This window comes from Streptomyces sp. NPDC057682 (assembly GCF_042799575.1).
In the GTDB taxonomy this organism is placed as follows: Bacteria; Actinomycetota; Actinomycetes; order Streptomycetales; family Streptomycetaceae; genus Streptomyces.
The window spans coordinates 1-24390 of sequence record NZ_JBHVIN010000021.1 but is presented as its reverse complement, the minus strand read 5'-3'; the positions used below and the strand labels follow the sequence as shown (position 1 = coordinate 24390).

Here is a 24390-nt window from a genome sequence, read left to right as displayed (position 1 = left end):
CATCTTTACTCTCCATTACGATCTGTTTACTGAGAGTTGAGATATCCCGCCGCTGCACGCCGTGACCCACGGCCGCGTCCCCACGTTCCGCGACCGCGCTGCCCCGGAGGAGACGGGAAACATGTCTGCCTGCGTCCCCACTCGTCATGACCACTCATCCCGAAGTTCACGACCACCCCGGTCGTCGGGAGTGAAGCGACCACACAGCCCTCCGCCGCACCGCGGCGGACGATTCCGCGTCACGGGCTCCGACCTGTCCGCATCGATCACCGTCTTCCTGCTCGCCATCCCCATGTCATTGGGCCTGGCCGTCGCCATGGACGCGCCTTTGGAAGCAGGCCTCATCTCCGCCGCCGTCGGCGGCATCGTCGCCGGACTGCTCGGCGGCACCCCTCTCCAGGTGTCCGGCCCCTCGGCCGGACTCACCGTGGTGACCGCCGAGTTCATCCAGCTCTACGGCTGGCGCACCACCTGCGCCATCACCATCGGCGCCGGTCTGCTGCAGATCCTGCTCGGCTCACTGCGCACCGCACGTAACGCGCTCGCCGTCAGCCCGGCCATCGTCCACGGCACGCTCGCCGGTATCGGCGTGGCGATCGCACTCGCTCAGCTGCACATCGTGCTCGGCGGCTCACCGCACAGCTCGGCGGTCTCCAACGCCCTTCATCTGCCCGAGCAGTTGGCCCGCACCGGCCTCGCGGCCCCCTTGATCGGCGCACTCACCGTCGCCGTCCTGGTGCTGTGGCCCCGGATCCCCGGCTGGCCCGGACGGATCGTGCGGCGCCTCCCGGCCGCCCTGGCCGCAGTGGCCCTCGCCACTGCCGTGGCCGCGGTCGCCGCGCCCTCGATCGCCCGGGTGGACCTGCCGTCCTGGCGCTCGCACGCGCTTCCCGAGATCCCGCAGGGGCCCGTGCTCGGCCTGGCCACCGCCGTCTTCACGATGATGCTGGTGGCCAGTCTGGAGTCCCTGCTGGCAGCCGTCGCGGTGGACAAACTCTCCGCCGAACGGAACCGGGACCACACCGGCCCCGCGACGGCCGGCACAACCGACACAGCCGGGACGGCTGACACGACCGACACCCCCAGCACGGCCGCCGAGGCCGACCCCGCACCCCTTGCCGGGCCATCGATCATGCCCCCCATCAGACGCTCCGACCTCGACCGGGAGCTCCGTGCGCAGGGCGTCGCCAACATCGTGTCGGGCGGACTGGGCGGACTGGCGGTCTCCGGTGGTGCGGTGCGCAGTTCGGCGAACGTACGGGCCGGGGCGACCGGCCGGGCGTCCACCGTGCTGCACGGCGTCTGGGTGCTGGTCGCGACGGGTCTGCTGGTCACGGCGCTGGAGTGGATCCCGCTGGCCGCGCTCGGCGCACTCGTGATGGTGGTCGGCGTGCAGATGGTGAACCTCGCGCATATCCGCAAGGTGCACAGGCACCGGGAGTTCCTGGTGTACGGCGCGACGATCAGCGGTGTCCTGCTCTTCGGCGTCCTCAAGGGGGTGGCCATCGGAGGAGCCGTGGCGGTCGCGATGGCGTTGCACCGGCTGGGCCGGACCCGGCTCAGCGTCTCCGAGCGGGACGGCCGGTATCTGGTGGTCATCAGTGGGCAGTTGACCTTCCTGGCGGTGCCCCGGCTGAGCCGGGCCCTCGGCCAGGTGCCCCAGGACGCCTCGGTGACCGTCGAGTTGGACGGGTTCTTCATGGACCACGCGGCGTACGAGATGATCCAGGACTGGAGCAACGCCCATACGGCTCATGGCGGCCGAGTCACGTTCGGCGGCAGGTCCGGGGGAAGAATGGCGGAGCCGGCCGCCGCGGCCCACTCCTGTTGCCGTCCCTGGACTCCCTGGCGCAACCACCACTGCCACGACCGGCCCGAGCACGTCCCGATCACCGGTGCCGCCGCCTCGCTCCAGGACGCCGGGGCGCCTCTCCCCGCACACCTGGGTGCTGCGTCGGAGCCGCCCCCGGCCCACGCCGCGGCCACGGCGTCGGATCCGGCCCGGGGCACCGCCCCGAGTCCGGCACCCGGTCCGGTCCCGAATCCGGATTCCGGGCCGGCCTCCACGGCGGATGCCACTGTGCCACCCGCGACGGGCTTCGTTCCGGACCACGCGGCACCCTCCGCACACCCTCACGGAGGCCATCGGCTGGCGAGCGGGCTCAGTTCCTTCCAGCGCAACACGGCTCCGCTGGTCCGTGAGGAGTTGGCACGGCTCGCCCGGGAGGGGCAGCGACCGTCGCAGCTCTTCATCACGTGTGCGGACTCCCGGCTCGTGACGAGCATGATCACGGCGAGCGGGCCCGGTGACCTGTTCACCGTGCGCAATATCGGCAACCTCGTGCCGACGCCGGGGTCGGAGGAGGGCGACCACTCGGTCGGTGCGGCCATCGAATACGCCGTGGATGTGCTGGGGGTCGAGTCGATCACCATCTGCGGACATTCGGGCTGCGGGGCGATGAACGCGCTGCTCGACAGCAGAGCGCCCTCGGCCGACGCCCCGGAGACCCCGGGCTCCCCGGCCCTCGCCGAGACCTCGCTCCGGCGCTGGCTCCGGCACGGGTTCCCGAGCCTGGAGCGGGTGGTGTCGGAGGACGGGAACCGGGCACGGATCTCGTCGCGGACGTCGGCCGACGAGCTGGAGCAGCTCTGCCTCACCAATGTGGTCCAGCAGCTCGACCATCTGCGGGCCCATCCGTCGGTGGCGCGGCGCCTGGCCGCCGGTGCCCTGCAGCTCCACGGTATGTACTTCCACGTGGCCGAGGCGCAGTCGTATCTGCTGGCCGAGTACGACGGTGGGGGCACGGGCGGCACAGGAGCCGGAAGCGGGGACGGCCGCGACGGCGTGAGGCGGATTCCGGTGTTCGCACCGATCGCCCCGGCCGATCCGGACGGCTCTCCCGCCGGTTCCGGTCTCCTGTCCACACCGACCCGTCCCGCCGACTCCAGCCATCCCGCCGACCCCGGACGTCCCGACGACCCCGATCACCCCGACGACCCCGGCCGTCCGTCCGGCGCCGTCGCTCCAGGAGATCCCGCCCGTCCGGCCGGATGGGCCGATCCGGCTGGTCCGGCAGAGTTGGCCCACAGCGGCGCCTGAACCGGATGCGCACCGGGTCCGTGAGACCTTGTGGTCCCGTTTCCGCGACATCCCGTCACCGCACGTCACGTTCCCGCCACCACCGGGACGTCGTGCGGGGCGGCAGCACCCCCGGCGTCACCCCACCCCGGTGACGCCGCACCGCCTCGTCGCGGAAGCGGGGCCCGTGCCTCCATACACGAGAACACAGGTCTAAACCAATTCCCGGCAGACACTTGTCACCCGGCTCTTGGACTGATGAGCTATGCCCGGGACACAACGGACACCCTGGGAATGGGAGATGTCGTGAGCAACGAAAGCCTGGCCAATCTGCTCAAAGAGGAGCGGCGGTTCGCACCGCCTGCCGATCTGGCCGCGAACGCCAACGTCACCGCGGAGGCGTACGAGCAGGCCGAGGCGGACCGGCTGGGCTTCTGGGCCGAGCAGGCCCGCCGCCTGACCTGGGCCACCGAGCCGACCGAGACGCTCGACTGGAGCAACCCCCCGTTCGCGAAGTGGTTCGCGGACGGCGAGCTGAACGTCGCGTACAACTGCGTGGACCGCCACGTCGAGGCCGGCAACGGCGACCGGGTCGCCATCCACTTCGAGGGCGAGCCCGGCGACAGCCGTGCCATCACCTACGCGGAGCTGAAGGACGAGGTCTCCCGCGCCGCCAACGCCCTCACCGAGCTGGGTGTCGGCAAGGGCGACCGGGTCGCCGTCTACCTGCCGATGATCCCCGAGGCCGCCGTGGCCATGCTGGCCTGTGCCCGCATCGGCGCCGCGCACTCGGTCGTCTTCGGCGGCTTCTCCGCCGACGCCATCGCGGCCCGTATCCAGGACGCGGACGCCAAGGTCGTCATCACGGCCGACGGCGGTTACCGCCGTGGCAAGCCGTCCGCGCTCAAGCCGGCGGTCGACGACGCCGTCTCCCGCATCGAGGGCGTCGAGCACGTTCTCGTGGTGCGGCGCACGGGCCAGGACACGGCGTGGACCGAGGGCCGCGACATCTGGTGGCACGAGATCACCGCCCGCCAGTCCGCCGAGCACACCCCCGAGGCGTTCGAGGCCGAGCAGCCGCTCTTCATCCTGTACACCTCGGGCACCACCGGGAAGCCGAAGGGCATCCTGCACACCTCCGGCGGCTACCTCACGCAGGCGGCGTACACGCACCACGCGGTCTTCGACCTGAAGCCCGAGACCGACGTCTACTGGTGCACCGCGGACATCGGCTGGGTGACCGGCCACTCGTACATCGTCTACGGCCCGCTGGCCAACGGCGCGACCCAGGTCATGTACGAGGGCACGCCCGACTCCCCGCACCAGGGGCGTTTCTGGGAGATCGTCCAGAAGTACGGGGTCACGATCCTGTACACGGCGCCGACGGCGATCCGTACGTTCATGAAGTGGGGCGACGACATCCCCGCCAAGTTCGACCTGTCGTCGCTGCGCGTGCTCGGGTCGGTCGGCGAGCCGATCAACCCCGAGGCCTGGATGTGGTACCGGAAGCACATCGGTGCCGACAAGTGCCCGATCGTGGACACCTGGTGGCAGACCGAGACGGGCGCGATGATGATCTCGCCGCTGCCCGGCGTCACGGAGACCAAGCCGGGGAGCGCTCAGCGCGCCCTGCCGGGCATCTCCGCCACGGTCGTCGACGACGAGGCCAACGAGGTTCCGAACGGCGGGGGCGGCTACCTCGTCCTCACCGAGCCGTGGCCGTCCATGCTGCGCACCATCTGGCGCGACGACCAGCGCTTCCTCGACACGTACTGGTCGCGCTTCGAGGGCAAGTACTTCGCGGGCGACGGTGCGAAGAAGGACGAGGACGGCGACGTCTGGCTGCTCGGCCGGGTCGACGACGTCATGCTCGTCTCCGGTCACAACATCTCGACGACCGAGGTCGAGTCGGCGCTCGTCTCGCACCCGTCGGTCGCCGAGGCCGCCGTGGTCGGCGCCGCCGACGAGACGACCGGTCAGGCCATCGTCGCGTTCGTGATCCTGCGGGGTTCCGCGACCGCCTCCGACGAGCTGATCGCGGAGCTGCGCAACCACGTGGGCGCGACGCTCGGCCCGATCGCCAAGCCGAAGCGCATCATGCCGGTGGCGGAGCTGCCGAAGACCCGCTCCGGCAAGATCATGCGCCGCCTGCTCCGCGATGTCGCGGAGAACCGGGCCCTGGGTGATGTCACCACCCTGACGGACTCCTCCGTCATGGACCTGATCCAGAGCCAGCTGCCCTCGGCCCCCTCGGAGGACTGAGACCGCGCACGGCCTGCGGAAGGGCATCCGGCGACGCGCCGGATGCCCTTCCGGCGTCTAGGGTGAAACGCACCGGTCACAGCCCCGCGCACCCCGGGTAGAGTGGCAGCTGATCAATAAAACGATAAGAAATCTCCACAGGGTGTGCCGGGAAGTCTGGTCGGCGAGTGCATCAGCCGTGCCGTCGCTGCCGTCCCGACCCGGAGGTTCCACCCCGTGGCCACGCCCACCCCCGCTCCCACACCCCCCTCCCCCCGTCGCACCGTTCTCGGTCTCCTTCCGCTTCCCGAGCGGAACTATCTCGCCGAGGCCCTGCGCACGGAGACGGTCGGCGGAGTGATTCTGCTGGTCGCCGCCGTGGCCGCCGTGATCTGGGCGAACACCTTCGGATCGAGCTACTCGTCCGTCAGCCACTTCCACTTCGGCCCCGGGTCGCTCGGCCTCAACCTCTCCGTGTCGCACTGGGCGGCCGACGGGCTGCTCTCGGTCTTCTTCTTCGTCGCGGGCGTCGAGCTCAAGCGCGAACTGGTCGCGGGTGAACTGCGCGATCCCCGTGCCGCAGCACTCCCGGTCGTGGCCGCTCTCTGCGGCATGGCCATGCCCGCCCTCGTCTACGCGCTGGTGAACCTCGTGGGCGGCGGTTCACTGGACGGCTGGGCCGTCCCCACCGCCACCGACATCGCCTTCGCGCTGGCCGTGCTCGCCGTCATCGGCACCTCGCTGCCGTCCGCGCTGCGCGCCTTCCTGCTGACGCTCGCCGTGGTGGACGACCTCTTCGCCATCCTGATCATCGCCATGTTCTTCACGGAGGACATCAACTTCCTGGCCCTGATCGGGGCCTTCGCCGGCCTGGCGGTCTTCTGGCTCCTGCTGCGGCTGGGCGTGCGCGGCTGGTACGTGTACGTGCCGCTCGCCCTGGTGATCTGGGGGCTGATGTACAACAGCGGCGTCCACGCCACGATCGCGGGCGTCGCCATGGGGCTGATGCTGCGCTGCACCCGCCGCGAGGGCGAGCAGGAGTCGCCCGGCGAGCGCATCGAGCACCTGGTCCGCCCGCTCTCGGCGGGGCTCGCCGTGCCGCTGTTCGCCCTGTTCTCGGCCGGGGTCTCCCTCTCCGGCGGCGCGCTGGGCGGGGTGTTCCACCGGCCGGAGACGCTCGGTGTGGTGCTGGGGCTGGTCGTCGGCAAGGCGGTGGGCATCTTCGGCGGTACGTGGCTGACCACCCGGTTCACCAGGGCGGAGCTGAACAAGGAGCTGGCCTGGGCGGACGTCTTCGCGGTCTCCGCACTCGCCGGTATCGGCTTCACCGTCTCCCTGCTGATCGGCGAACTGGCCTTCGCCGGCGCCGACGACATGATCAACGAGATCAAGGCCTCGGTACTGATCGGCTCGCTCATCGCCGCCGTGGTCTCCGGTGTACTGCTCAAATTGCGGGTACGCAGATACCGGGCGCTGTACGACGCCGAGGAGCTCGACGAGGACGCGTCCGGGGTACCCGACGTCTACGAGCAGGACGATCCGGAGTACCACCTGCGGATGGCCGCGCTCCACGAGAAGAAGGCGGCGGAGCACCGCCGCCTTGCCGAACTGGCGGGGGCAGCGAGCAACAAGCCGGACAGTCCGGCATGATCTGACATCGGATGTGTTGAACAGGAGAGGGAGTCAGGGATGAGCGACCCCGGCAATTTCGCGGGCGGCACCGATCGCAGTCTCGGTCAGCTGGTCGCCTCGGCGACGGCCGAGCTGTCGGCACTGGTGCACGACGAGATCGCCCTGGCCAAGGCCGAGGTGCGGCAGGACGTCAAGCGCGGCGTCATGGGCAGCGTGGCGTTCATCGTCACCGGCGTCCTGCTCCTCTTCTCCATCCCGGTGCTGAGCTTCGCGGCCGCGTACGGGATCCACAATCTCGGGCTGGGCCTCGCCTGGTCGTTCCTGATCGTGGGCGGCGCGTTCATCCTGCTGGGGATCCTGCTGGCGCTCTTCGGCTACGCCAAGTTCCGCAAGGTCAAGCCGCCGGAGAAGTCCATCGCCTCGGCCAAGCAGACCGCGGCCGTGCTCCAGGGCGTCAAGCCGCATCCCCGTCCGGGCGTGGGCGCCGACGCGATCCTTCCGGCGGCCGGCAGCACACGGTCGGACAAGGCCATCGAGAACCACCCGGTCCAGGACAAGGCGTCGGTTGTGGCACGCTCGACCACATGACGGTCCCCCATTCCAGCGCGTCCGGCCCCGCGGATCCGGACGGCCGGGCAGGTCACGGGAAGCCCGCCGCACCGGCGGCCCCCGCCCCCGTACCGGCTCCCGCCCCCGCCCCCGGCGGCTCTCCCGCGCCCGCGGGCGCGGCCGGCGGCCCCGTCCGCATCGACGGTCCCTGGATGCACCGGGACGTCGCGGCCAACGGCGCGCGCTTCCACATCGCCGAAATGGGTGAAGGGCCGCTGGTTCTTCTGCTGCACGGATTCCCGCAGTTCTGGTGGACCTGGCGCCATCAGCTTCCCGCCCTCGCGGACGCGGGGTTCCGGGCCGTGGCGATGGACCTGCGCGGAGTGGGCGGCAGCGACCGCACGCCGCGCGGTTACGACCCCGCCAATCTGGCCCTCGACATCACCGGCGTCGTCCGTTCCCTCGGCGAACCGGACGCGGCGCTCGTCGGCCACGACATGGGCGGCTATCTGGCCTGGACGGCCGCCGTCATGCGGCCCAAGCTGGTGCGGCGGCTGGTGGTCTCCTCGATGCCCCATCCCCGGCGCTGGCGCTCCTCGATGCTCTCGGACGTCGCCCAGACCCGGGCCGGCTCGTACATCTGGGGCTTCCAGCGCCCCTGGGTTCCGGAGCGTCAGCTCGTGGCGGACGACGCCGCGCTGGTCGCCCGGCTGATCCGCGACTGGGCGGGGCCGGGCACGGCGCACTTCCCCGACGACGCGGCCCTCGACGTCTACCGGCGTGCGATGGCCATTCCGTCGACGGCGCACTGTTCCATCGAGCCGTACCGCTGGATGGTGCGGTCGCTGGCCCGTCCGGACGGCTTCCAGTTCAACCGCCGGATGAAGCGGCCGGTGCGGGTGCCGACCCTGCATCTGCACGGTTCGCTGGATCCGGCGGTCCGCACCCGCAGTTCGGCCGGATCCGGCGAGTACGTCGAGGCACCGTACCGATGGCGACTTTTCGACGGTCTGGGGCACTTCCCCCACGAGGAGGACCCGGCCGGGTTCTCGGCCGAACTCATCAACTGGCTCAAGGATTCCGAGCCCGACCGCTGACCGAAGGGCACACACGTCCTACGAACAGCCACTTGCCCGCCGCATAGGCCAATTGGCTGGCGGATGGGGGGTTACCGACCATGACCCACGGGCAGACGTCCGGGTATGGGCTGGACGCACGACTTCGGTGACGCAGCACGCAATCGTCGCTCGACCGCCACGGCGGTTACGGGCACTCATGAGGGGGACGGCCCGCAGGGCCGGGTGCGCACTATGCATGTTCTGCATGATCCCCGGCTCGGCATTCCGCGCATTCTCCGCCGCCGGGCCCGCTGGGTCTCCGCACGGCTCCGCCACCCACGGGGCTGACCCGACGGACACCCACCCTGCCGCCGCGTGAACGACGCCGCATGAACAACACCGCGGGTCACTGCGCTTAGAGCGCGCAGCTCTCGCTGTCGACCTGCTGGTTGGCGGTGCGGCCCCGCGCGATGTCCTCGCGGATCTCGTCGGCGGTGAGGGCGTAGCCGGTGTCGGGATCGTCGAGCGACTTGGCGAAGACGACGCCGTACACCTTGCCGTCCGGCGTCAGCAGGGGGCCGCCGGAGTTGCCCTGACGGACCGTCGTGTACAGCGAGTACACATCGCGGCGGACTGTGCCCCGGTGGTAGATGTCGGGTCCCGAGGCGTCGATGCGGGCCCGGACTCGGGCGGAGCGCACGTCGTACGAGCCGTTCTCCGGGAAGCCCGCGACGATCGCGCTGTTGCCGGTGGTGGCGTCGTGGTCGGTGTCGGTGAACCGGAGCGGCGTGGCGTCGAGGTCCGGTACGTCGAGTACGGCGATGTCGCGCCGCCAGTCGTAGAGGACGACCTTCGCGTCGTACAGCCGTCCCTGGCCGCCGATCTGCACGGTCGGTTCGTCGACGCCGCCGACGACATGGGCGTTGGTCATGACGCGGCGGTCGGCGAAGACGAATCCGGTTCCTTCGAGGACCTTGCCGCAGCCCGGGGCCGTGCCGACGACCTTGACGATGGAGCGTTTGGCGCGGGCCGCGACGGGGCTGTTGGCCAGCGCCGGGTCGGGGGCACGGACCTCGGTGATCGGCTCGTTGGCGAAGGGGCTGAAGACCTGCGGGAATCCGTTCTGCGCGAGGACCGAGGAGAAGTCCGTGAACCAGGTGGAGGCCTGGGGCGGCATCACCCGGGAGACTCCGAGCAGGACGGAGGAGTTGCGGACCTCCTTGCCGAGCGTCGGCAGTGAGGTTCCGGCCAGCGCGGACCCGATCAGCCAGGCCACCAACAGCATCGCGACGACGTTGACCAGGGCGCCGCCCGTCGCGTCGAGGGCGCGCGCGGGCGACCAGGTGATGTAGCGGCGGAGCTTGTTGCCGAGGTGGGTGGTGAAGGCCTGGCCCACCGAGGCGCAGACGATCACGATGACGACGGCGGCGATCGCGGCGCTCGACGAGACCTCCGAGCCGTCCGTGAGCTGGTCCCACAGGACCGGCAGCAGATAGACGGCGACGAGACCGCCGCCCAGGAACCCGATCACCGACAGAATGCCGACGACGAACCCCTGGCGGTAACCGATGACCGCGAACCACACGGCTCCGGCCAGCAGCAGGATGTCCAGCACGTTCACCGTCTATTGCCTCGCAGATTCGTCACCGGGCGCATACGTGTCCCCGCGTCCGGGACGGGCCCGGAGCGGCGGGGCACGGACTCAGCCTGTCATGCGCGCCAGTCGAGCGGCACCTGCTTGGCCCTGTCCCAGGGGCGCTCCCAGCCCGCGAAGTGCAGAATCCGGTCGATCACCCCGGCCGTGAACCCCCATACGAGTGCGGATTCGACCAGAAATGCCGGTCCCCGGTGACCGCTGGGGTGAAGTGTCGTCACCCGATTGGCCGGATCCGTGAGATCCGCCACGGGCACGGTGAACACCCGGGCGGTCTCGCCGGGGTCGACGACCCCGACCGGGCTGGGCGTGCGCCACCAGCCGAGGACGGGCGTCACCACGAAGCCGCTCACGGGGATGTAGAGCCGGGGCAGCACACCGAAGAGCTGGACCCCGCGCGGATCGAGCCCCGTCTCCTCCTCGGCCTCGCGCAGCGCGGCACGCAGCGGCCCGGTCGTCGTCGGGTCGCCGTCGCCGGGGTCCAGGGAACCGCCGGGGAAGGAGGGCTGCCCGGGATGCGAGCGCAGGCTGCCGGCGCGCTCCATGAGCAGCAGCTCCGGCCCGCTCGCGCCCTCGCCGAACAGGACCAGCACAGCGGACTGCCGGCCCGCGCCGCTCTCGGGCGGCAGGAAACGGCTGAGCTGCTGGGGGCGGACGGTCCGCGACGCCTGCTCGACGGGGGCCAGCCAGCTGGGGAGACCGTCGGTGGTGAGGTCGACGGCGGCTTCCATGGCGGCGGCGGTCTCCATGGCCGCCGCGGTTTCGGGCGCGGGAGACGAACCGGGGGCGGAACCGCCGGTGGCGCTCCGCCCCGCCGTGGTCTCCGCGTCCGCGTCCGTGCGGTGTTCATGCGTCTTCATAGGCACCCCTCGTCTCACAACGCCTGTCGTCACGCATTTCGTTCCTGGGCGTGCGCCGTCTCAGTCGCCGTCCGGGGCGGCCGCGGCCGCGCCCGGATAGTGCGCCGGAGGCTTCAGCCGCTGGCCCGGCCGGCCGCCCATCTCGTACTTCAGGAGCTTCCTGGCCTTCTCGGGATCCGTCTCGCCCTCGCCGTACGCCGGGCAGAGCGGGGCGACCGGGCAGGCGCCGCAGGCGGGCCTGCGGGCGTGGCAGACGCGGCGGCCGTGGAAGATGATGCGGTGCGAGAGCATCGTCCACTCGCTCTTCGGGAAGATCGCCGCGATGTCCGCCTCGACCTTCTCCGGGTCCTCCTGGTCGGTCCACTTCCAGCGCCGTACGAGCCGCCCGAAGTGCGTGTCCACAGTCAGCCCCGGGACGTCGAACGCGTTGCCGAGAACGACGTTGGCCGTCTTGCGGCCCACCCCGGGCAGGGTCACGAGATCGCCCAGCCGGCCCGGCACCTCGCCGTCGAAACGGTCCCGGAGCGCCGTGGCGAGCCCTATCAGCGACTTCGTCTTGGCCCGGAAGAACCCGGTCGGCCGAATGATCTCTTCCATTTCCTCCGGCACGGCCATGGCCATGTCCTCCGGAGTGGGGTACTTCGCGAAGAGCGCCGGGGTCGTCTGGTTCACCCGCAGGTCGGTCGTCTGCGCCGACAGCACGGTGGCCACCAGCAGTTCGAAGGGGTTCTCGAAGTCCAGCTCGGGGTGCGCGTAGGGATACGTCTCCGCCAGGACGCGGTTGATCTTCCGCGCCCGGCGCACCATCGCCAGGCGCGTCTCCGGCTTCCAGGGCTTGACGCCCGCCGCCCCGGCGGCGGTCTTCCCCGCGGCCGCCGTCTTCCGGACCGCCGCCTTCTTGGCCGTCGTCTTCGCGGCCGTCGTCTTCTTCGCCGTCGTCTTCTTCGCCGTCGTCTTCTTGGCCGTCGTCTTCTTGGCCGTCGTCTTCTTCGCCGCCGGTTCGCCCGTGCCCGTGGCCTTGCGGACCTTGCTCTCTGCCATGACCGAAGGCTACGCCGGACGGGCGAGCCGACGGGGACGGTACGCGTACGAACAGGGCGCCCGACTCCGGGACATGCCGGGAGCGCCGGCCCGTTGGCGTACGGGCCGGCGCTCTCCGGTCGGCGGGGTCACCCGGAGGTGCGGGATCACCCGAGAGGGGCGGGTTCACCGGCGGGCCGGGCGTCGGCGGCCGGGGCCGGGGTCCGCAGGGTGAGGAGGGAGGCGAGGGCCCCCGCCAGGGCGAGGAGGGCCGCCCCCAGGAAGGCGGCGGAGAATCCGTCCGTGAGCGCCTGCGGGTCGTCGAGCCGGCCGGCGCCGTTGGCGGCGGCGACCGCGGTCATCGCGGCCAGGCCGAGCGCCGAGCCGACCTGGTAGCTGGTGTTGACGATGCCGGAGGCGAGGCCGCCCTCCGTGGGGTCGGGGATGGCGAGCGCGGTGCCCAGGGAGGGGATGAAGGCGAGCGACATGCCGACCGCGGCGAGCAGCGAGGCGGGCAGGACGTCCACGGCGAAGCTGCCGTCGGGCCGGACGAACGAGAGCCAGACCATTCCGGCCGCCAGGGCGAGCAGACCGGTCACGATGAGCGGCTTGGGGCCGAAGCGGGCGATCAGCCGGGGTGCGAGCACGATCATCATCAGCATGATGGCCGCGGTCATCGGCAGCAGCGCGGCGCCCGAGGCGAAGGCTTCGAGGCCCAGCACCTGCTGGAGGTAGAGGTTCAGGAAGAACCACATCGGGATCCACGCGGCGGCCATCAGCAGCTGGGCGAGGTTGGCGCCGGCCAGGTTCGGGCTGCGCCAGATGCCGAGCCGCATCAGCGGTGCGCGGCGGCGGGCCTGGAGCCCGACGAACGCGGCGATCAGCAGCAGGCCCGCGCCCAGCACCAGCCAGGTGCGGGCCGCGTCCCAGCCGGTCTCCGGGGCCCGGACGACCGCGTAGACGGAGACGGCCAGACCGAGGGTGACGGTGACCGCGCCGAGCCAGTCCACCGAGCCGCGGCGGGCGGCGCCGTCCGGCATGACGCCCGGGGTGGCGAGCAGGACGGCGAGCGCGACCGGGATGTTGATCCAGAAGACCCACTCCCAGCTGGCGTACTGCGTGATCAGGCCGCCGAGGAAGACACCCGCGGTGCCGCCGGCCGGTGCGGCGGCACCGTACAGGGCGAACGCCTTGGTGAGTTCCTGCGGACGCCCGCCGAACAGGGTCATCAGCAGAGTGAGCGCCGCGGGGGCGATCAGCGCGGAGCCGGCGCCCTGGACGGCCCGGCCGGTGAGTTCGACCCAGGCCTCGCCGGCCAGCCCCGCGACCGCCGAACCGGCGGCGAGGACCGCCCAGCCGGTGACGAACAGCCGCTTGGCGCCGAACACGTCGGAGAGCTTGCCGCCGAGCAGCAGCAGCCCGCCGAAGGCCACGACGTAGGCGTTGAAGACCCAGGACAGGTCCTCCTGGGAGAAGCCGAGCGCCGACTGCATCTCGGGGAGGGCGACCCCGATGATCGAGGTGTCCATGATGACCATGAACTGGGCGAGGGCGATGAGCGCGAGCGCCGTCCAGCGTCTCGGGGACGCGGGCGCGGGTGCGGAAAGATCGGACATGACCGTGAACTCCTGCGACTGGAGGGGTGAAAGAGGTCAGTGCTTGTGTGCGCCGCCGTGCTCCGGGGACGGAGCGGCGGAGGACGGGGTGGACGGTCCGGCGGCCGGTGCGGTGCCGGTGGCGGAGAGCGTGAACGCGGCGGTGCGGACCGTGCCGCCGTGCCGGAAGTCCAGGAAGAGGCGGTACGTGCCCCGGCTCGGCGCGGTGGTGGTGAAGGCGATGTCCGGACCGGACGGCGTACGGCCGTCGCCCGGCTCGCCGTCCGGGTGGACGTGGAGGTAGGCGAGGTCGCCCGCCCGCAGGGCCACCAGATGGCCGTAGGAGCCGAGGTAGGGCTGGAGGTCGGTGACCGGCTTGCCGTTCTTCGTCACCGCGAGGGTGAGCCGGGTGGCCCGGCCGGGCGTCAGATCGCCGGTCAGGGTGACGCGGTAGCCGTCGGCCGTGACCGTGCGGCCCGTCACGGCCGGAGGGGACGGACGCAGCGCACCCGCCGCGTGCAGATCGGCGCCGAGGGTGAGGTTCTGCGAGGCGCCGGCCGGGGTGAAGTCCGCGAAGACGCGGTACTCACCGGCGGCGGGCAGCGCGGCCGAGGCGCTCCAGGTGCCGTCGGCGGCCCGGGTGGGGTGCAGGTGCTGGAACGTGGAGAGGTCGCGCGGGGCGACGATCAGGTGCAGTTCCTTGCCGTGCTCGGTCCGGTAGGAGGTGACGGGCTCGCCGTCCGCTCCGAGGATCCGGAACCGCAGATCGGTGCGGGCGCCGGCGGTCTCGTACGGGTCGTCGAGGCTCAGCGTGTAGCCGCGGTCGGAGATCTGCAGTCCGCCGGGCAGCGGCTCCGCCTTGCCCCGCGCGGCGGGGGACGAAGGCGAGGGAGAGCCGGACTCGTGCCCGGCGTGGGCGGCGGACGGCCTGGCCGCGTCGTCCGACGAACCGCCGGTGGCGTGGCCGATGCCGTACGAGGCACCGAAGACCGTCGCGAGCCCGGCGGTGAAGGCGGTGATCTTGAGTGCGGTGTTCATGACGGACTCCTCGGGCTCCTCGACCGGTGGGGCGACACACGCAGTAGATACCCCCCTGGGGTATCGAGTCAAGAGAGAAAGCCATACGGGTGGGGGGTATTTACGAATAGGCTCGCGCCGCGCATGCCGAAGGTGCGATTCCGCTTCCGGCCCGACGCCGCGTCACCGCATCGGCCCATTCGTCGCACTTTTCCGCTCATCCGGGGCACGTTCGCCCACAGCGGAATCACGACGCCACGGCGCCCCGGCAGCCCCTTCGGCACGTCCTCCGACCGGCGATCCGATCACCCGGACGGACCCGCACCGGCCCCGGGCATCCGGCCCGGTCAACCGGCGGACGGCGGCCGATCGGCCCCCTGCCGCACACACCGGCACGCGCGTGCGTCAAACTGGTTTGTGATTGATCGCACTGTTTTACCGTCCGGCATGATGGGGACCACGGTTCCCTGAACAGGCCGACAAGGAGAGAACTCGTGGACGACGTTCTGCGGCGCGCCCCGCTTTTCGCGGCGCTCGATGACGAGCAGGCCGCGGAGCTCCGCGCCTCGATGAGTGAGGTGACCCTCGCGCGCGGTGACGCGCTGTTCCACGAGGGCGACCCGGGCGACCGCCTCTATGTGGTCACCGAGGGCAAGGTGAAGCTCCACCGCACCTCCCCCGACGGCCGCGAGAACATGCTGGCGGTCCTCGGCCCCGGCGAGCTGATCGGTGAGCTGTCGCTCTTCGACCCGGGCCCGCGCACCGCCACCGCGACCGCGCTGACCGAGGTCAAGCTCCTCGGCCTCGGCCACGGCGACCTCCAGCCCTGGCTGAACGCCCGCCCCGAGGTGGCCACCGCCCTGCTGCGCGCGGTGGCCCGACGTCTGCGCAAGACCAACGACCAGATGTCCGACCTGGTCTTCTCCGATGTGCCCGGCCGGGTCGCCCGCGCCCTCCTCGATCTGTCGCGCCGCTTCGGCGTGCAGTCCGAGGAAGGCATCCACGTGGTGCACGACCTGACGCAGGAGGAGCTGGCCCAGCTCGTCGGCGCCTCCCGCGAGACGGTCAACAAGGCCCTCGCCGACTTCGCCGGCCGCGGCTGGCTCCGGCTGGAGGCGCGCGCGGTGATCCTGCTCGACGTGGAGCGGCTGGCCAAGCGGTCCCGCTGACCGCCGCCCCGTCCTCGTACGCGTGACGGAGAGGGCCCCGCCGACACCGGTGGGGCCCTCTCCCGTACGTCGTCGCCGAACGCGCGGGCGACCGGTCAGATCAGCCCGTGCTCGCGCAGATAGTCCAGCTGCGCCCGTACCGACAGCTCAGCCGCCGGCCACAGGGACCGGTCCACGTCCGCGTACACGTGCGCCACCACGTCCGAGGACGTCACGTGCCCGTCCTCCACCGCCGTCTCCACCTGGGCCAGCCGGTGCGCGCGGTGGGCCAGATAGAACTCGACGGCACCCTGCGCGTCCTCCAGCACCGGCCCGTGACCCGGCAGCACGGTGTGCACCCCGTCGTCGACCGTCAGCGAGCGCAGCCGCCGCAGCGAGTCGAGGTAGTCGCCGAGCCGCCCGTCCGGATGGGCCACCAGCGTCGTGCCGCGCCCCAGGATCGTGTCGCCCGTCAGGACCGCGCGGTCGGCGGGCAGATGGAAGGAGAGCGAATCCGCGGTGTGGCCGGGGGTCGGCACCACGCGCAGCTCCAGCCCTCCCGTCGTGACGACGTCGCCCTCGCCCAGGCCCTCGTCGCCCAGCCGCAGCCCCGGGTCGAGCGCCCGGACCTTCGTCCGCGTCAGCTCCGCGAACCGGGCCGCCCCCTCGGCGTGGTCGGGGTGCCCGTGCGTGAGCAGGGTCAGCGCGATCCGCTTCCCCGCCCGTTCGGCCGTGTCGACCACGGTCCGCAGATGGGTGTCGTCCAGCGGTCCGGGGTCGATGACGACCGCGAGGTCCGAGTCCGGTTCGGCGACGATCCAGGTGTTGGTGCCGTCCAGCGTCATCGCCGAGGGGTTGGGCGCCAGGACGTTGACCGCGCGGGTCGTGGCGGGGCCGGAGAGCACCCCGCCGCGCGGCTGTCCGGGCAGCGCCGCCGCGTCGCTCATGCCGCCCCGCCTCCCGCCCCGGCCGGGAGGTGCTTGGTGAACTCGTCGTGCCCCGGCCAGCTCAGGACCAGTTCGCCGTCCTCGAAGCGCGCCCGCGCGAGCACGGGGGTGAGGTCCTGCTCCGGTGCCGCCGCCAGCGCCGTCGCCGCGGTGGCGTACGGCCGCAGCGCCCTCAGCGTGGCCACCGTCGGAGGCATCATCAGCAGTTCGCCCCGGTCGTAGCCGTCGGCGGCCTCGCCCGGCGCGATCCAGACCGTGCGGTCGGCCTCGGTCGAGGCGTTGCGGGTGCGCTGACCGGCCGGCAGGGCGGCGACGAAGAACCAGGTGTCGTAGCGGCGCGGTTCGAACTCCGGGGTGATCCAGCGCGCCCACGCGCCGAGCAGGTCCGAGCGCAGCACCAGCCCGCGCCGTTCCAGGAAGTCCGCGAACGACAGCTCCCGGGCCACCAGCGCCCCGCGGTCGTCCTCCCAGTCCTCGCCCGTGGTGTCCCTGACGACCGAGTCCGCGGTCGGCCCGGCCAGCAGGACACCGGCCTCCTCGTACGTCTCGCGTACGGCGGCGCACACGATCGCCTGCGCCTCGGCGGGCGTGGCGACCCCGAGCCGCTCCGCCCAGACCTCCAGCGCGGGCCCGGCCCAGCCGACCAGCCGGTCGTCGTCGCGGGGGTCGACCCCGCCGCCCGGGTAGGCGTACGCCCCGCCGGCGAAGGCCATCGAGGCGCGCCTGCGGAGCATGTGCACGGCGGGCCCGGCGCCGGCCGTCCCGGTGTCGTCCCGGAGCAGCATCACGGTGGCGGCCCGGCGCGGGACCGCGGGCGTCAGCTCGCCGGTGGCGAGGGCCCGGATCCGGTCGGGCCATTCCGGTGGGTACCACTGACCTTGGGACATGGCCGGAGGCTATCCGGAACCGCGACGATGTTCGAGAGGTGCGGTGATCCGTACATGCCCCGTACACGGACGACGGTCCGTACATGTCCGTGCGCGGCGACGGCCCGTACGTCCCCGTACACGGACGATCCCGTCCGGTCGTCACGACCGGACGGGATCGGGCCGGCCGGCGTCACCGCGCCGGCCGGGAGGCGGCTCAGGCCTCGGTCAGCTCGACCTGGACCTCGACCTCGACGGGTGCGTCCAGCGGCAGCACGGCGACGCCGACGGCGCTGCGGGCGTGCACGCCCTTGTCGCCCAGCACCGCCCCGAGCAGCTCGCTCGCCCCGTTGATCACACCGGGCTGGCCGGTGAAGTCGGTGGCGGAGGCGACGAAGCCGACGACCTTCACGACGCGCGCGATCCGGTCCAGGTCGCCCGCGACGGACTTCACGGCGGCCAGCGCGTTGAGCGCGCAGGTCTTCGCCAGCTCCTTGGCCTCGTCGGGGGTGACCTCCGCGCCGACCTTGCCGGTGACGGCGAGCTTGCCGTCCACCATCGGCAGCTGGCCCGAGGTGTAGACGTACACCCCGGTCCGCACGGCCGGCTGGTACGAGGCCAGCGGCGGGACGACGTCGGGCAGGGTGAGCCCCAGTTCGGCGAGCTTCGCCTCGACGGCGCCCGCCACTACGGCTTCTCCCGCTTCAGGTACGCCACGAGCTGCTCGGGGTTGTTCGGGCCGGGAACGACCTGGACCAGCTCCCAGCCGTCCTCGCCCCAGGTGTCCAGAATCTGCTTGGTCGCGTGCACGAGAAGGGGCACGGTCGCGTATTCCCACTTGGTCATGGCCCGACTGTAATGCCTGCGCGTTCCCCGGCACGCGCAGCCTCGTGCGTAGCCCGCGGCAGGACTGGTTAGGCTCGAATACGTGAGCAGGTTCCAGGTCGTCAGCGGCAAGGGCGGTACCGGTAAGACCACGGTCGCCGCCGCCCTCGCGCTCGCCCTCGCGACCGAGGGAAGGCGCACCCTCCTCGTCGAGGTCGAGGGCAGACAGGGCATCGCCCAGCTCTTCGAGACGGAGTCCCTCCCCTACGAGGAGCGCAGGATCGCCGTCACCCCGGACGGCGGCGAGGTCCACGCCCTCGCCATCGATGCGGAGCGCGCGCTCCTCGACTACCTCCAGATGTTCTACAAGCTCGGCAGCGCCGGACGGGCGCTCAAGAAGCTCGGCGCGATCGACTTCGCCACCACCATCGCGCCCGGCGTCCGGGACGTCCTGCTGACCGGCAAGGCCTGCGAGGCGGTCCGCCGCAAGGACAAGCGGAACCGGTTCGTCTACGACTACGTGATCATGGACGCCCCGCCGACCGGCCGCATCACGCGCTTCCTCAACGTCAACGACGAGGTGGCCGGGCTGGCGAGGATCGGCCCCATACACAATCAGGCGCAGGCCGTGATGCGGGTGCTCAAGTCCCCCGAGACCGCGGTGCACCTGGTGACGCTGCTGGAGGAGATGCCCGTCCAGGAGACCGCCGACGGCATCGCGGAACTGCGCGCCGCCGAGCTGCCGGTGGGGCACGTCGTCGTCAACATGGTCCGTCCGCACCTGCTCGACGAGGACGCGCTGCGCACCGCCGCGGGCGGTCGGCGCAAGGAGATCGCCAAGACACTGACCCGGGCCGGGGTGACCGGTTCGGCCGCGCTCGTGCGCCCCCTGGTCGAACAGGCCGCCGAGCACGCCCAGCGCGTGGAGCTGGAACGCGAGCAGCGCGCCGTCCTGGCGGGCCTCGGGCTGCCGGGGTACGAACTCCCGCTGATCGGTGAGGGCGTGGACCCCGCCGCCCTGTACGAACTGGCGGAGGAACTGCGCAAGCAGGGCGTGGGGGAAGCGGCGGGGCCGGAAGCGGAAGCGGAACGAGGGGTGGGCTCATGACGGCGGACGCGGACGGCGGTGCGTCGGAGGCCCCGGTCCTGGACACGGACGCGCTGCTCGACGACCCCGGCATCCGGATCGTGGTGTGCTGCGGTTCGGGCGGCGTCGGGAAGACGACCACCGCGGCGGCGCTCGGGGTGCGTGCGGCGGAACGCGGCCGGAAGGTCGTCGTCCTCACCATCGACCCGGCCCGCAGGCTCGCGCAGTCCATGGGCATCGACTCCCTGGACAACGTGCCCCGCCGGGTGAAGGGCATCGAGGCCACGGGCTCCGGCGAACTGCACGCCATGATGCTCGACATGAAGCGGACCTTCGACGAGATCGTCGAGGCGCACGCGGACGGCGATCGGGCCCGCGCGATCCTGGAGAACCCCTTCTACCAGTCCCTGTCGGCCGGCTTCGCGGGCACGCAGGAGTACATGGCGATGGAGAAGCTGGGGCAGCTGCGGGCGCGCGACGAGTGGGACCTGATCATCGTCGACACTCCGCCGTCCCGCTCCGCGCTGGACTTCCTGGACGCCCCGAAGCGGCTGGGCTCGTTCCTGGACGGGAAGTTCATCAAACTGCTGATGGCCCCGGCGAAGATGGGCGGCCGGGCCGGAATGAAGTTCCTCAACGTGGGCATGTCGATGATGACCGGGACGCTGGGCAAGCTGCTGGGCGGCCAGTTCCTGCGCGATGTGCAGACCTTCGTCGCCGCGATGGACACGATGTTCGGCGGGTTCCGCACCCGCGCCGACGCGACGTACCGGCTGCTCCAGGCGCCGGGCACCGCGTTTCTCGTCGTCGCGACGCCGGAGCGGGACGCGCTCCGCGAAGCGGCGTACTTCGTGGAGCGGCTGGCGGCCGAGGACATGCCGCTCGCGGGCCTGGTGCTCAACCGGGTGCACGGCAGTGACGCCGCCCGGCTCTCCGCCGAGTCCGCGCTCGCCGCCGCCGACCGTCTCGACGGCGCAGAAAATCTTGAGACCGACGGCATTGTGGATCAGGGGGCCGGGAAGGCTGGACTTCGTGAGCCCGCCGAATCCCCCGCGGCCGGTTCCGCCCCGACCGAGCACCCCACCGGAGCCGCCTCTCCCGAACCGTCCGAGCACGCCTCGGAGCACGACCCCGATGACGCCGTGGATCCCGGTGAGGGCACCCCGGCAACAGCCTCCGCCGATCCGACCGTCGAGCAGCTGACCGCCGGCCTGTTGCGTCTGCATGCCGAGCGGATGCAGGTGGTCGCGCGCGAACTGCGCACACGCGACCGTTTCACCGCACTGCATCCCGAGGTGGCCGTGACCGCTGTGGCCGCGCTGCCCGGAGATGTTCACGACCTCGCGGGGCTGCGGGCCATCGGTGACCGGCTCGCGACCGGTTCCGCCCCGGCCGGAGCTGCGTAGCCACTCCGTCCCGTCCGCTCCACCGCACGTCTCACCACGCGGGTCCGCCCATCCGGAACAACCCGGTCCGGACCACCCGGCGGGGCTATCCGACGGCGGCGAACGTCTCGTGAAGTTCGTCGTCCTCCAGCCCGATCGCCACGGGCAGCATGCCCGTGGACCGCTCGTACTCGCTGCGCGCGGTCTCCAGCAGCCGGCGCCAGGACGTGACGGTCGGCCGCCTGCGCAGCAGTGCGCGGCGCTCCCGCTCCGTCATTCCGCCCCACACGCCGAATTCGACGCGGTTGTCGAGCGCGTCCGCCAGGCACTCCGTCCGCACCGGACATCCGGTGCACACCGCCTTGGCTCTGTTCTGCGCTGCCCCTTGTACGAACAGTTCATCCGGATCCGTAGTGCGGCAGGCTGCCTGCGCACTCCAGTCGGTTACCCAGCCCATCCCGGCGCCGTCCTCTCCCGAATCGAGGCTCCCCCACGGCGGCAGCGGCATATTCACCGCTGCCAGTTGAGGACGTTACGGAAGGTGGCGACAGCACAACACCCCCTTCGGGCCCAATCTTGAATGGCCCGAACGGACTATGCGTATGCGGCAGATCACCCAGGGGAGTGAGGGGAAGACATCCATGACTATCCCGGCGGAATCGGGACAGTTCTCCTGAGTCACAACGGACGTTCGATGACACTCCAGGCGAATTCGGGAGCGCCTGGAGCCGTGCCGGGCCGTGCAGGGGGGTTGATACGTGACCGGACTGCTGTGACAGTTGAGAGCAGCTTAGGCCAAGGCATCCGCGCGTGTCCGGCGAATGCGAACCTAGGCGCCGCGCGTTGTCGTGCCGCCCCGCTCGCGGCCGGGTCCACGCCGCGCCGGCCACGGTGACGGCCCCCGTGGGCGCGCACGGGGCACCCCTTCCCGCACGTATGAACGCAGGGGCAGAAGCGGAAGCAGTCCGTCCGAGAGCATCCGGCGCACGGCATCCGGTGCGTGGCATCCCGTACCGGTGAGGGCTCCGCCACTCCGGGCAACGATCGCACACCCGATCGTGTCACGGTCCGGTGCTCGAACGCTCCGACAGGCACCCGTTCCTACGGAATGCTCATCATGACGGTTTAGGCTGCCCCTTATGCCAAAGAAGCGCTCGGGCGGGGGTCTCACCGCAACCCAGCAGGCCGCCAAGTTCCTCGGTGTCGCAGCACTGTCCGGAGTGGTCCTGGCGGGCATCGCCCTGCCGGCCGCCGGAGCACTGGGTCTCGCGGCCAAGGGCACGGTGGACGGATTCGACGAGATCCCGGCGAATCTGAAGACCCCACCGCTCAGCCAGCGCACGACCATCCTGGACAACCAGGGCGGTCAGATCGCCACGGTCTACTCCCGTGACCGCACGGTGGTGCCGCTGACGAAGATCTCCCCGTACATGCAGAAGGCGATCATCGCGATCGAGGACGCCCGCTTCTACGAGCACGGCGCGGTCGACCTCAAGGGCATCCTGCGCGCGATGAACCGCAACGTGCAGGCGGGCGGGACCGCCGAGGGAGCGTCGACCCTCACCCAGCAGTACGTGAAGAACGTCTTCGTCGAGGAGGCGGGCGACGACCCGGCCAAGGTCGCCGAGGCCACCCAGCAGACGATGGGCCGCAAGGTCCAGGAGCTGAAGTACGCGATCCAGGTCGAGGAAGAACTCGGCAAGAAGAAGATCCTGGAGAACTACCTCAACATCACCTTCTTCGGGCAGCAGGCCTACGGCGTCGAGGCGGCCTCCCAGCGCTACTTCTCCAAGTCGGCTAAGGACCTGAAGCTGGAGGAGGCCGCGCTGCTGGCGGGCATCGTGCAGTCGCCCAGCCGCTACGACCCCGTCAACGACACGGAGGAGGCGACCAAGCGTCGCAACACCGTGCTCCAGCGGATGGCCGACGTCGGCGACATCTCGCGGCAGCAGGCCGAGAAGGCCAAGGCGACCCCGATCAAGCTGAAGGTGAAGCGGCCGAAGAACGGCTGCATCACCGCCGTCAGCGGCTCCGGCTTCTTCTGCGACTACGTCCGCCAGATCGTCACGGGCGACCCGGCCTTCGGGAAGACCGCCAAGGACCGGGCCAAGCTCTGGGCCACCGGCGGCCTCACCATCAAGACGACGCTGAACCCGCGCTCCCAGGCCGCCTCGAACGAGGCCGCCACCTCCCGGGTCAACGAGACCGACAAGGTCGCGGCCTCGGTGGTCCAGGTCCAGCCCGGCACCGGCCAGATCCTGGCGATGGCCCAGTCCCGCCCGTACGGCCTGGACCAGTCCAAGCACCAGACCGTGCTGAACCTCTCCGTCGACCACAAGATGGGCGGCAGCTACGCCGGCTTCCAGGTGGGTTCGACGTTCAAGCCGATCACCGCGGCGGCCGCGCTGGAGAAGGGCATCAGCCCGGCGCAGAGCTACGACACGCCGTCGAAGATCAGCCTGCCCGCCGACGCCTTCCTCACCTGTGAGGGCCGCCCCACGGACGACAAGCCGTGGAGCGTGGAGAACGAGACGGAGGAGGAGAAGGGGATGTTCGACATGACCAGCGCGCTGGGCAAGTCGATCAACACCTACTTCGCGAAGCTGGAACAGCAGACCACCCTCTGCGACACCCTCACCATGGCCAAGAAGGTCGGCTACAACCGCGGTGACAACAAGCCGCTGTGGCAGGTCGCCAACACCACGCTCGGCGGTCAGGAGTCCACGCCGCTGGCGATGGCCGCCGTCTACGCGACCTTCGCCAACCGGGGCACCTACTGCTCGCCGATCGCGATCCTCTCGGTGACCAAGCCGGACGGCAAGAAGATCGACGTGCCGAAGACGCAGTGCGACCGCGCCATGAGCGAGCACACGGCCGACACCATCAACCAGATGCTGAAGGGCGTCGTCGAGGACGGCACCGGTAAGTCGGCCGGTCTCAGCGACCGCGACAACGCGGGCAAGACCGGTACGACCGATGAGCGCAAGAACGCCTGGTTCGTCGGCTACACCCCGAACCTCTCCACCGCCGTCTGGGTCGGCAGCGACGGTTCGCGCCAGATCCCGATGAGCGACATCGTCATCGGCGGTCAGTACTACGAGGACGTCTGCGGTGGCTGTCTGCCCGGCCCGATCTGGCGGACCGCGATGACCGGTTCCCTGGACGCCTCGCAGACCCCCGGCTTCAACCCGGTCGACGTACCGCGGGCGAAGCCGAAGGAGGACAAGGGCAAGAAGGACAAGAAGAAGCCGGGCGAGGGCGACGACCGCCCCGGCGACGACAGCCCGTTCCCCGGCATCAGCATCCCGCCGGACGTGATCGGCGGCGGACACGGCCGCGGGCAGAACGGTCCCTGACCGGGCCCCGCGCGTACGCGTACGACGAAGGGGGCGTCCCACCGGCCGGTGGGACGCCCCCTTCGTCGTAC

At 71.2% G+C, this 24390-nt stretch carries 20 protein-coding genes; 10 read left to right on the top strand and 10 right to left on the bottom strand.

Translation table 11 applies throughout. From position 1 onward, the window contains the following. Positions 1 to 121 precede the first annotated feature (121 nt). The 6 genes from ACFVDM_RS31805 (at position 122) to ACFVDM_RS31780 (ending at position 8907) form a co-directional block, all read left to right on the top strand. Positions 122 to 3100: a SulP family inorganic anion transporter gene (locus ACFVDM_RS31805; protein WP_383648508.1), complete on the top strand. Its 2979-nt coding sequence runs from the start codon at positions 122 to 124 to the stop codon at positions 3098 to 3100. 273 nt (positions 3101 to 3373) lie between these two features. Continuing rightward, positions 3374 to 5341 carry an acetate--CoA ligase gene (gene acs, locus ACFVDM_RS31800; RefSeq protein WP_383648506.1) on the top strand — a complete coding sequence of 656 codons (1968 nt, stop codon included), beginning with the start codon at positions 3374 to 3376 and terminating at the stop codon, positions 5339 to 5341. Between the two features lie 216 nt (positions 5342 to 5557). Further along, on the top strand, positions 5558 to 6970 hold the full coding sequence (gene nhaA / locus ACFVDM_RS31795; RefSeq protein WP_383648504.1) for a Na+/H+ antiporter NhaA: 1413 nt from the start codon (positions 5558 to 5560) through the stop codon (positions 6968 to 6970). 39 nt (positions 6971 to 7009) lie between these two features. Next, complete coding sequence (locus ACFVDM_RS31790) at positions 7010 to 7540, top strand: phage holin family protein (RefSeq protein ID WP_383648502.1); 531 nt, start codon at positions 7010 to 7012, stop codon at positions 7538 to 7540. Then, the gene (locus ACFVDM_RS31785; protein ID WP_383648500.1) at positions 7537 to 8598 is read left to right on the top strand and encodes an alpha/beta fold hydrolase; all 1062 of its coding nucleotides are present in this window, start codon (positions 7537 to 7539) and stop codon (positions 8596 to 8598) included. The genes ACFVDM_RS31790 and ACFVDM_RS31785 overlap by 4 nt, the downstream gene beginning before the upstream one ends. A 105-nt stretch (positions 8599 to 8703) precedes the next feature. Then, the gene (locus ACFVDM_RS31780; protein WP_383648498.1) at positions 8704 to 8907 is read left to right on the top strand and encodes a hypothetical protein; all 204 of its coding nucleotides are present in this window, start codon (positions 8704 to 8706) and stop codon (positions 8905 to 8907) included. Between the two features lie 67 nt (positions 8908 to 8974). On the opposite strand, the gene ACFVDM_RS31775 is transcribed toward ACFVDM_RS31780, so the two are convergent. The 5 genes from ACFVDM_RS31775 to ACFVDM_RS31755 all read right to left on the bottom strand — a co-directional run bounded on the left by ACFVDM_RS31775 (position 8975) and on the right by ACFVDM_RS31755 (position 14726). Then, complete coding sequence (locus tag ACFVDM_RS31775) at positions 8975 to 10180, bottom strand: MarP family serine protease (protein ID WP_383648496.1); 1206 nt, start codon at positions 10178 to 10180, stop codon at positions 8975 to 8977. A gap of 89 nt (positions 10181 to 10269) precedes the next feature. Continuing rightward, complete coding sequence (locus tag ACFVDM_RS31770) at positions 10270 to 10962, bottom strand: NUDIX hydrolase (protein WP_383648818.1); 693 nt, start codon at positions 10960 to 10962, stop codon at positions 10270 to 10272. A gap of 171 nt (positions 10963 to 11133) precedes the next feature. Further along, complete coding sequence (gene nth, locus ACFVDM_RS31765; protein ID WP_383648494.1) at positions 11134 to 12114, bottom strand: endonuclease III; 981 nt, start codon at positions 12112 to 12114, stop codon at positions 11134 to 11136. A 146-nt stretch (positions 12115 to 12260) separates the two neighbouring features. Beyond that, the gene (locus tag ACFVDM_RS31760; RefSeq protein ID WP_383648492.1) at positions 12261 to 13709 is read right to left on the bottom strand and encodes an MFS transporter; all 1449 of its coding nucleotides are present in this window, start codon (positions 13707 to 13709) and stop codon (positions 12261 to 12263) included. A gap of 36 nt (positions 13710 to 13745) precedes the next feature. Next, on the bottom strand, positions 13746 to 14726 hold the full coding sequence (locus ACFVDM_RS31755; protein ID WP_383648490.1) for a hypothetical protein: 981 nt from the start codon (positions 14724 to 14726) through the stop codon (positions 13746 to 13748). 473 nt (positions 14727 to 15199) lie between these two features. On the opposite strand from ACFVDM_RS31755, the gene ACFVDM_RS31750 reads away from it, so the two are divergent. Beyond that, positions 15200 to 15874 carry a Crp/Fnr family transcriptional regulator gene (locus ACFVDM_RS31750; protein WP_014046869.1) on the top strand — a complete coding sequence of 225 codons (675 nt, stop codon included), beginning with the start codon at positions 15200 to 15202 and terminating at the stop codon, positions 15872 to 15874. A 95-nt stretch (positions 15875 to 15969) separates the two neighbouring features. Here ACFVDM_RS31750 and ACFVDM_RS31745 read toward each other — a convergent pair whose 3' ends face one another. The 4 genes from ACFVDM_RS31745 to ACFVDM_RS31730 form a co-directional block, all read right to left on the bottom strand. Beyond that, the gene (locus ACFVDM_RS31745; RefSeq protein ID WP_383648488.1) at positions 15970 to 16800 is read right to left on the bottom strand and encodes an MBL fold metallo-hydrolase; all 831 of its coding nucleotides are present in this window, start codon (positions 16798 to 16800) and stop codon (positions 15970 to 15972) included. Continuing rightward, a complete protein-coding gene (locus ACFVDM_RS31740; protein WP_383648486.1) occupies positions 16797 to 17687 on the bottom strand; it encodes an NUDIX hydrolase in 891 nt (296 codons plus the stop codon). Before ACFVDM_RS31740 ends, ACFVDM_RS31745 begins: the two co-directional genes overlap by 4 nt. Positions 17688 to 17883: 196 nt before the next feature. Then, positions 17884 to 18354, bottom strand: coding sequence for a RidA family protein (locus ACFVDM_RS31735; protein WP_383648484.1), 471 nt, complete (start codon positions 18352 to 18354; stop codon positions 17884 to 17886). Next, positions 18354 to 18512, bottom strand: a complete 159-nt coding sequence (locus tag ACFVDM_RS31730) for a DUF4177 domain-containing protein (RefSeq protein ID WP_019992579.1) — start codon at positions 18510 to 18512, stop codon at positions 18354 to 18356. Before ACFVDM_RS31730 ends, ACFVDM_RS31735 begins: the two co-directional genes overlap by 1 nt. A gap of 82 nt (positions 18513 to 18594) precedes the next feature. Between ACFVDM_RS31730 and ACFVDM_RS31725 the strand changes: the two genes are divergently transcribed. Together ACFVDM_RS31725 and ACFVDM_RS31720 are read left to right on the top strand one after the other, a co-directional pair. Further along, positions 18595 to 19599 carry an ArsA family ATPase gene (locus ACFVDM_RS31725; RefSeq protein ID WP_383648482.1) on the top strand — a complete coding sequence of 335 codons (1005 nt, stop codon included), beginning with the start codon at positions 18595 to 18597 and terminating at the stop codon, positions 19597 to 19599. After that, positions 19596 to 20984 carry an ArsA-related P-loop ATPase gene (locus ACFVDM_RS31720; protein WP_383648480.1) on the top strand — a complete coding sequence of 463 codons (1389 nt, stop codon included), beginning with the start codon at positions 19596 to 19598 and terminating at the stop codon, positions 20982 to 20984. The genes ACFVDM_RS31725 and ACFVDM_RS31720 overlap by 4 nt, the downstream gene beginning before the upstream one ends. A gap of 85 nt (positions 20985 to 21069) precedes the next feature. Here the strand turns inward: ACFVDM_RS31720 and ACFVDM_RS31715 are convergent, their stop codons facing one another. Next, positions 21070 to 21420 (bottom strand): WhiB family transcriptional regulator, encoded by a 351-nt coding sequence (locus ACFVDM_RS31715; protein WP_383648815.1) that lies wholly within the window; start codon positions 21418 to 21420, stop codon positions 21070 to 21072. A 682-nt stretch (positions 21421 to 22102) separates the two neighbouring features. On the opposite strand from ACFVDM_RS31715, the gene ACFVDM_RS31710 reads away from it, so the two are divergent. Beyond that, the gene (locus tag ACFVDM_RS31710; protein WP_383648478.1) at positions 22103 to 24319 is read left to right on the top strand and encodes a transglycosylase domain-containing protein; all 2217 of its coding nucleotides are present in this window, start codon (positions 22103 to 22105) and stop codon (positions 24317 to 24319) included. The last annotated feature ends 71 nt before the right edge of the window (positions 24320 to 24390 follow it).

What these genes read in the sequence shown, in the direction of transcription:
- ACFVDM_RS31710 (WP_383648478.1), top strand. Translation starts at nt 22,103, where the DNA reads ATGCCAAAGAAGCGCTCGGGCGGGGGTCTCACCGCAACCCAGCAGGCC.
- ACFVDM_RS31790 (WP_383648502.1), top strand. Translation starts at nt 7,010, where the DNA reads ATGAGCGACCCCGGCAATTTCGCGGGCGGCACCGATCGCAGTCTCGGT.
- ACFVDM_RS31785 (WP_383648500.1), top strand. Translation starts at nt 7,537, where the DNA reads ATGACGGTCCCCCATTCCAGCGCGTCCGGCCCCGCGGATCCGGACGGC.
- ACFVDM_RS31720 (WP_383648480.1), top strand. Translation starts at nt 19,596, where the DNA reads ATGACGGCGGACGCGGACGGCGGTGCGTCGGAGGCCCCGGTCCTGGAC.
- acs (WP_383648506.1), top strand. Translation starts at nt 3,374, where the DNA reads ATGGGAGATGTCGTGAGCAACGAAAGCCTGGCCAATCTGCTCAAAGAG.
- ACFVDM_RS31805 (WP_383648508.1), top strand. Translation starts at nt 122, where the DNA reads ATGTCTGCCTGCGTCCCCACTCGTCATGACCACTCATCCCGAAGTTCA.
- ACFVDM_RS31760 (WP_383648492.1), bottom strand. Translation starts at nt 13,709, where the DNA reads ATGTCCGATCTTTCCGCACCCGCGCCCGCGTCCCCGAGACGCTGGACG.
- nth (WP_383648494.1), bottom strand. Translation starts at nt 12,114, where the DNA reads ATGGCAGAGAGCAAGGTCCGCAAGGCCACGGGCACGGGCGAACCGGCG.
- ACFVDM_RS31715 (WP_383648815.1), bottom strand. Translation starts at nt 21,420, where the DNA reads ATGGGCTGGGTAACCGACTGGAGTGCGCAGGCAGCCTGCCGCACTACG.
- ACFVDM_RS31755 (WP_383648490.1), bottom strand. Translation starts at nt 14,726, where the DNA reads ATGAACACCGCACTCAAGATCACCGCCTTCACCGCCGGGCTCGCGACG.
- ACFVDM_RS31770 (WP_383648818.1), bottom strand. Translation starts at nt 10,962, where the DNA reads ATGGAGACCGCCGCCGCCATGGAAGCCGCCGTCGACCTCACCACCGAC.
- ACFVDM_RS31780 (WP_383648498.1), top strand. Translation starts at nt 8,704, where the DNA reads ATGGGCTGGACGCACGACTTCGGTGACGCAGCACGCAATCGTCGCTCG.
- ACFVDM_RS31730 (WP_019992579.1), bottom strand. Translation starts at nt 18,512, where the DNA reads ATGACCAAGTGGGAATACGCGACCGTGCCCCTTCTCGTGCACGCGACC.
- ACFVDM_RS31745 (WP_383648488.1), bottom strand. Translation starts at nt 16,800, where the DNA reads ATGAGCGACGCGGCGGCGCTGCCCGGACAGCCGCGCGGCGGGGTGCTC.
- ACFVDM_RS31740 (WP_383648486.1), bottom strand. Translation starts at nt 17,687, where the DNA reads ATGTCCCAAGGTCAGTGGTACCCACCGGAATGGCCCGACCGGATCCGG.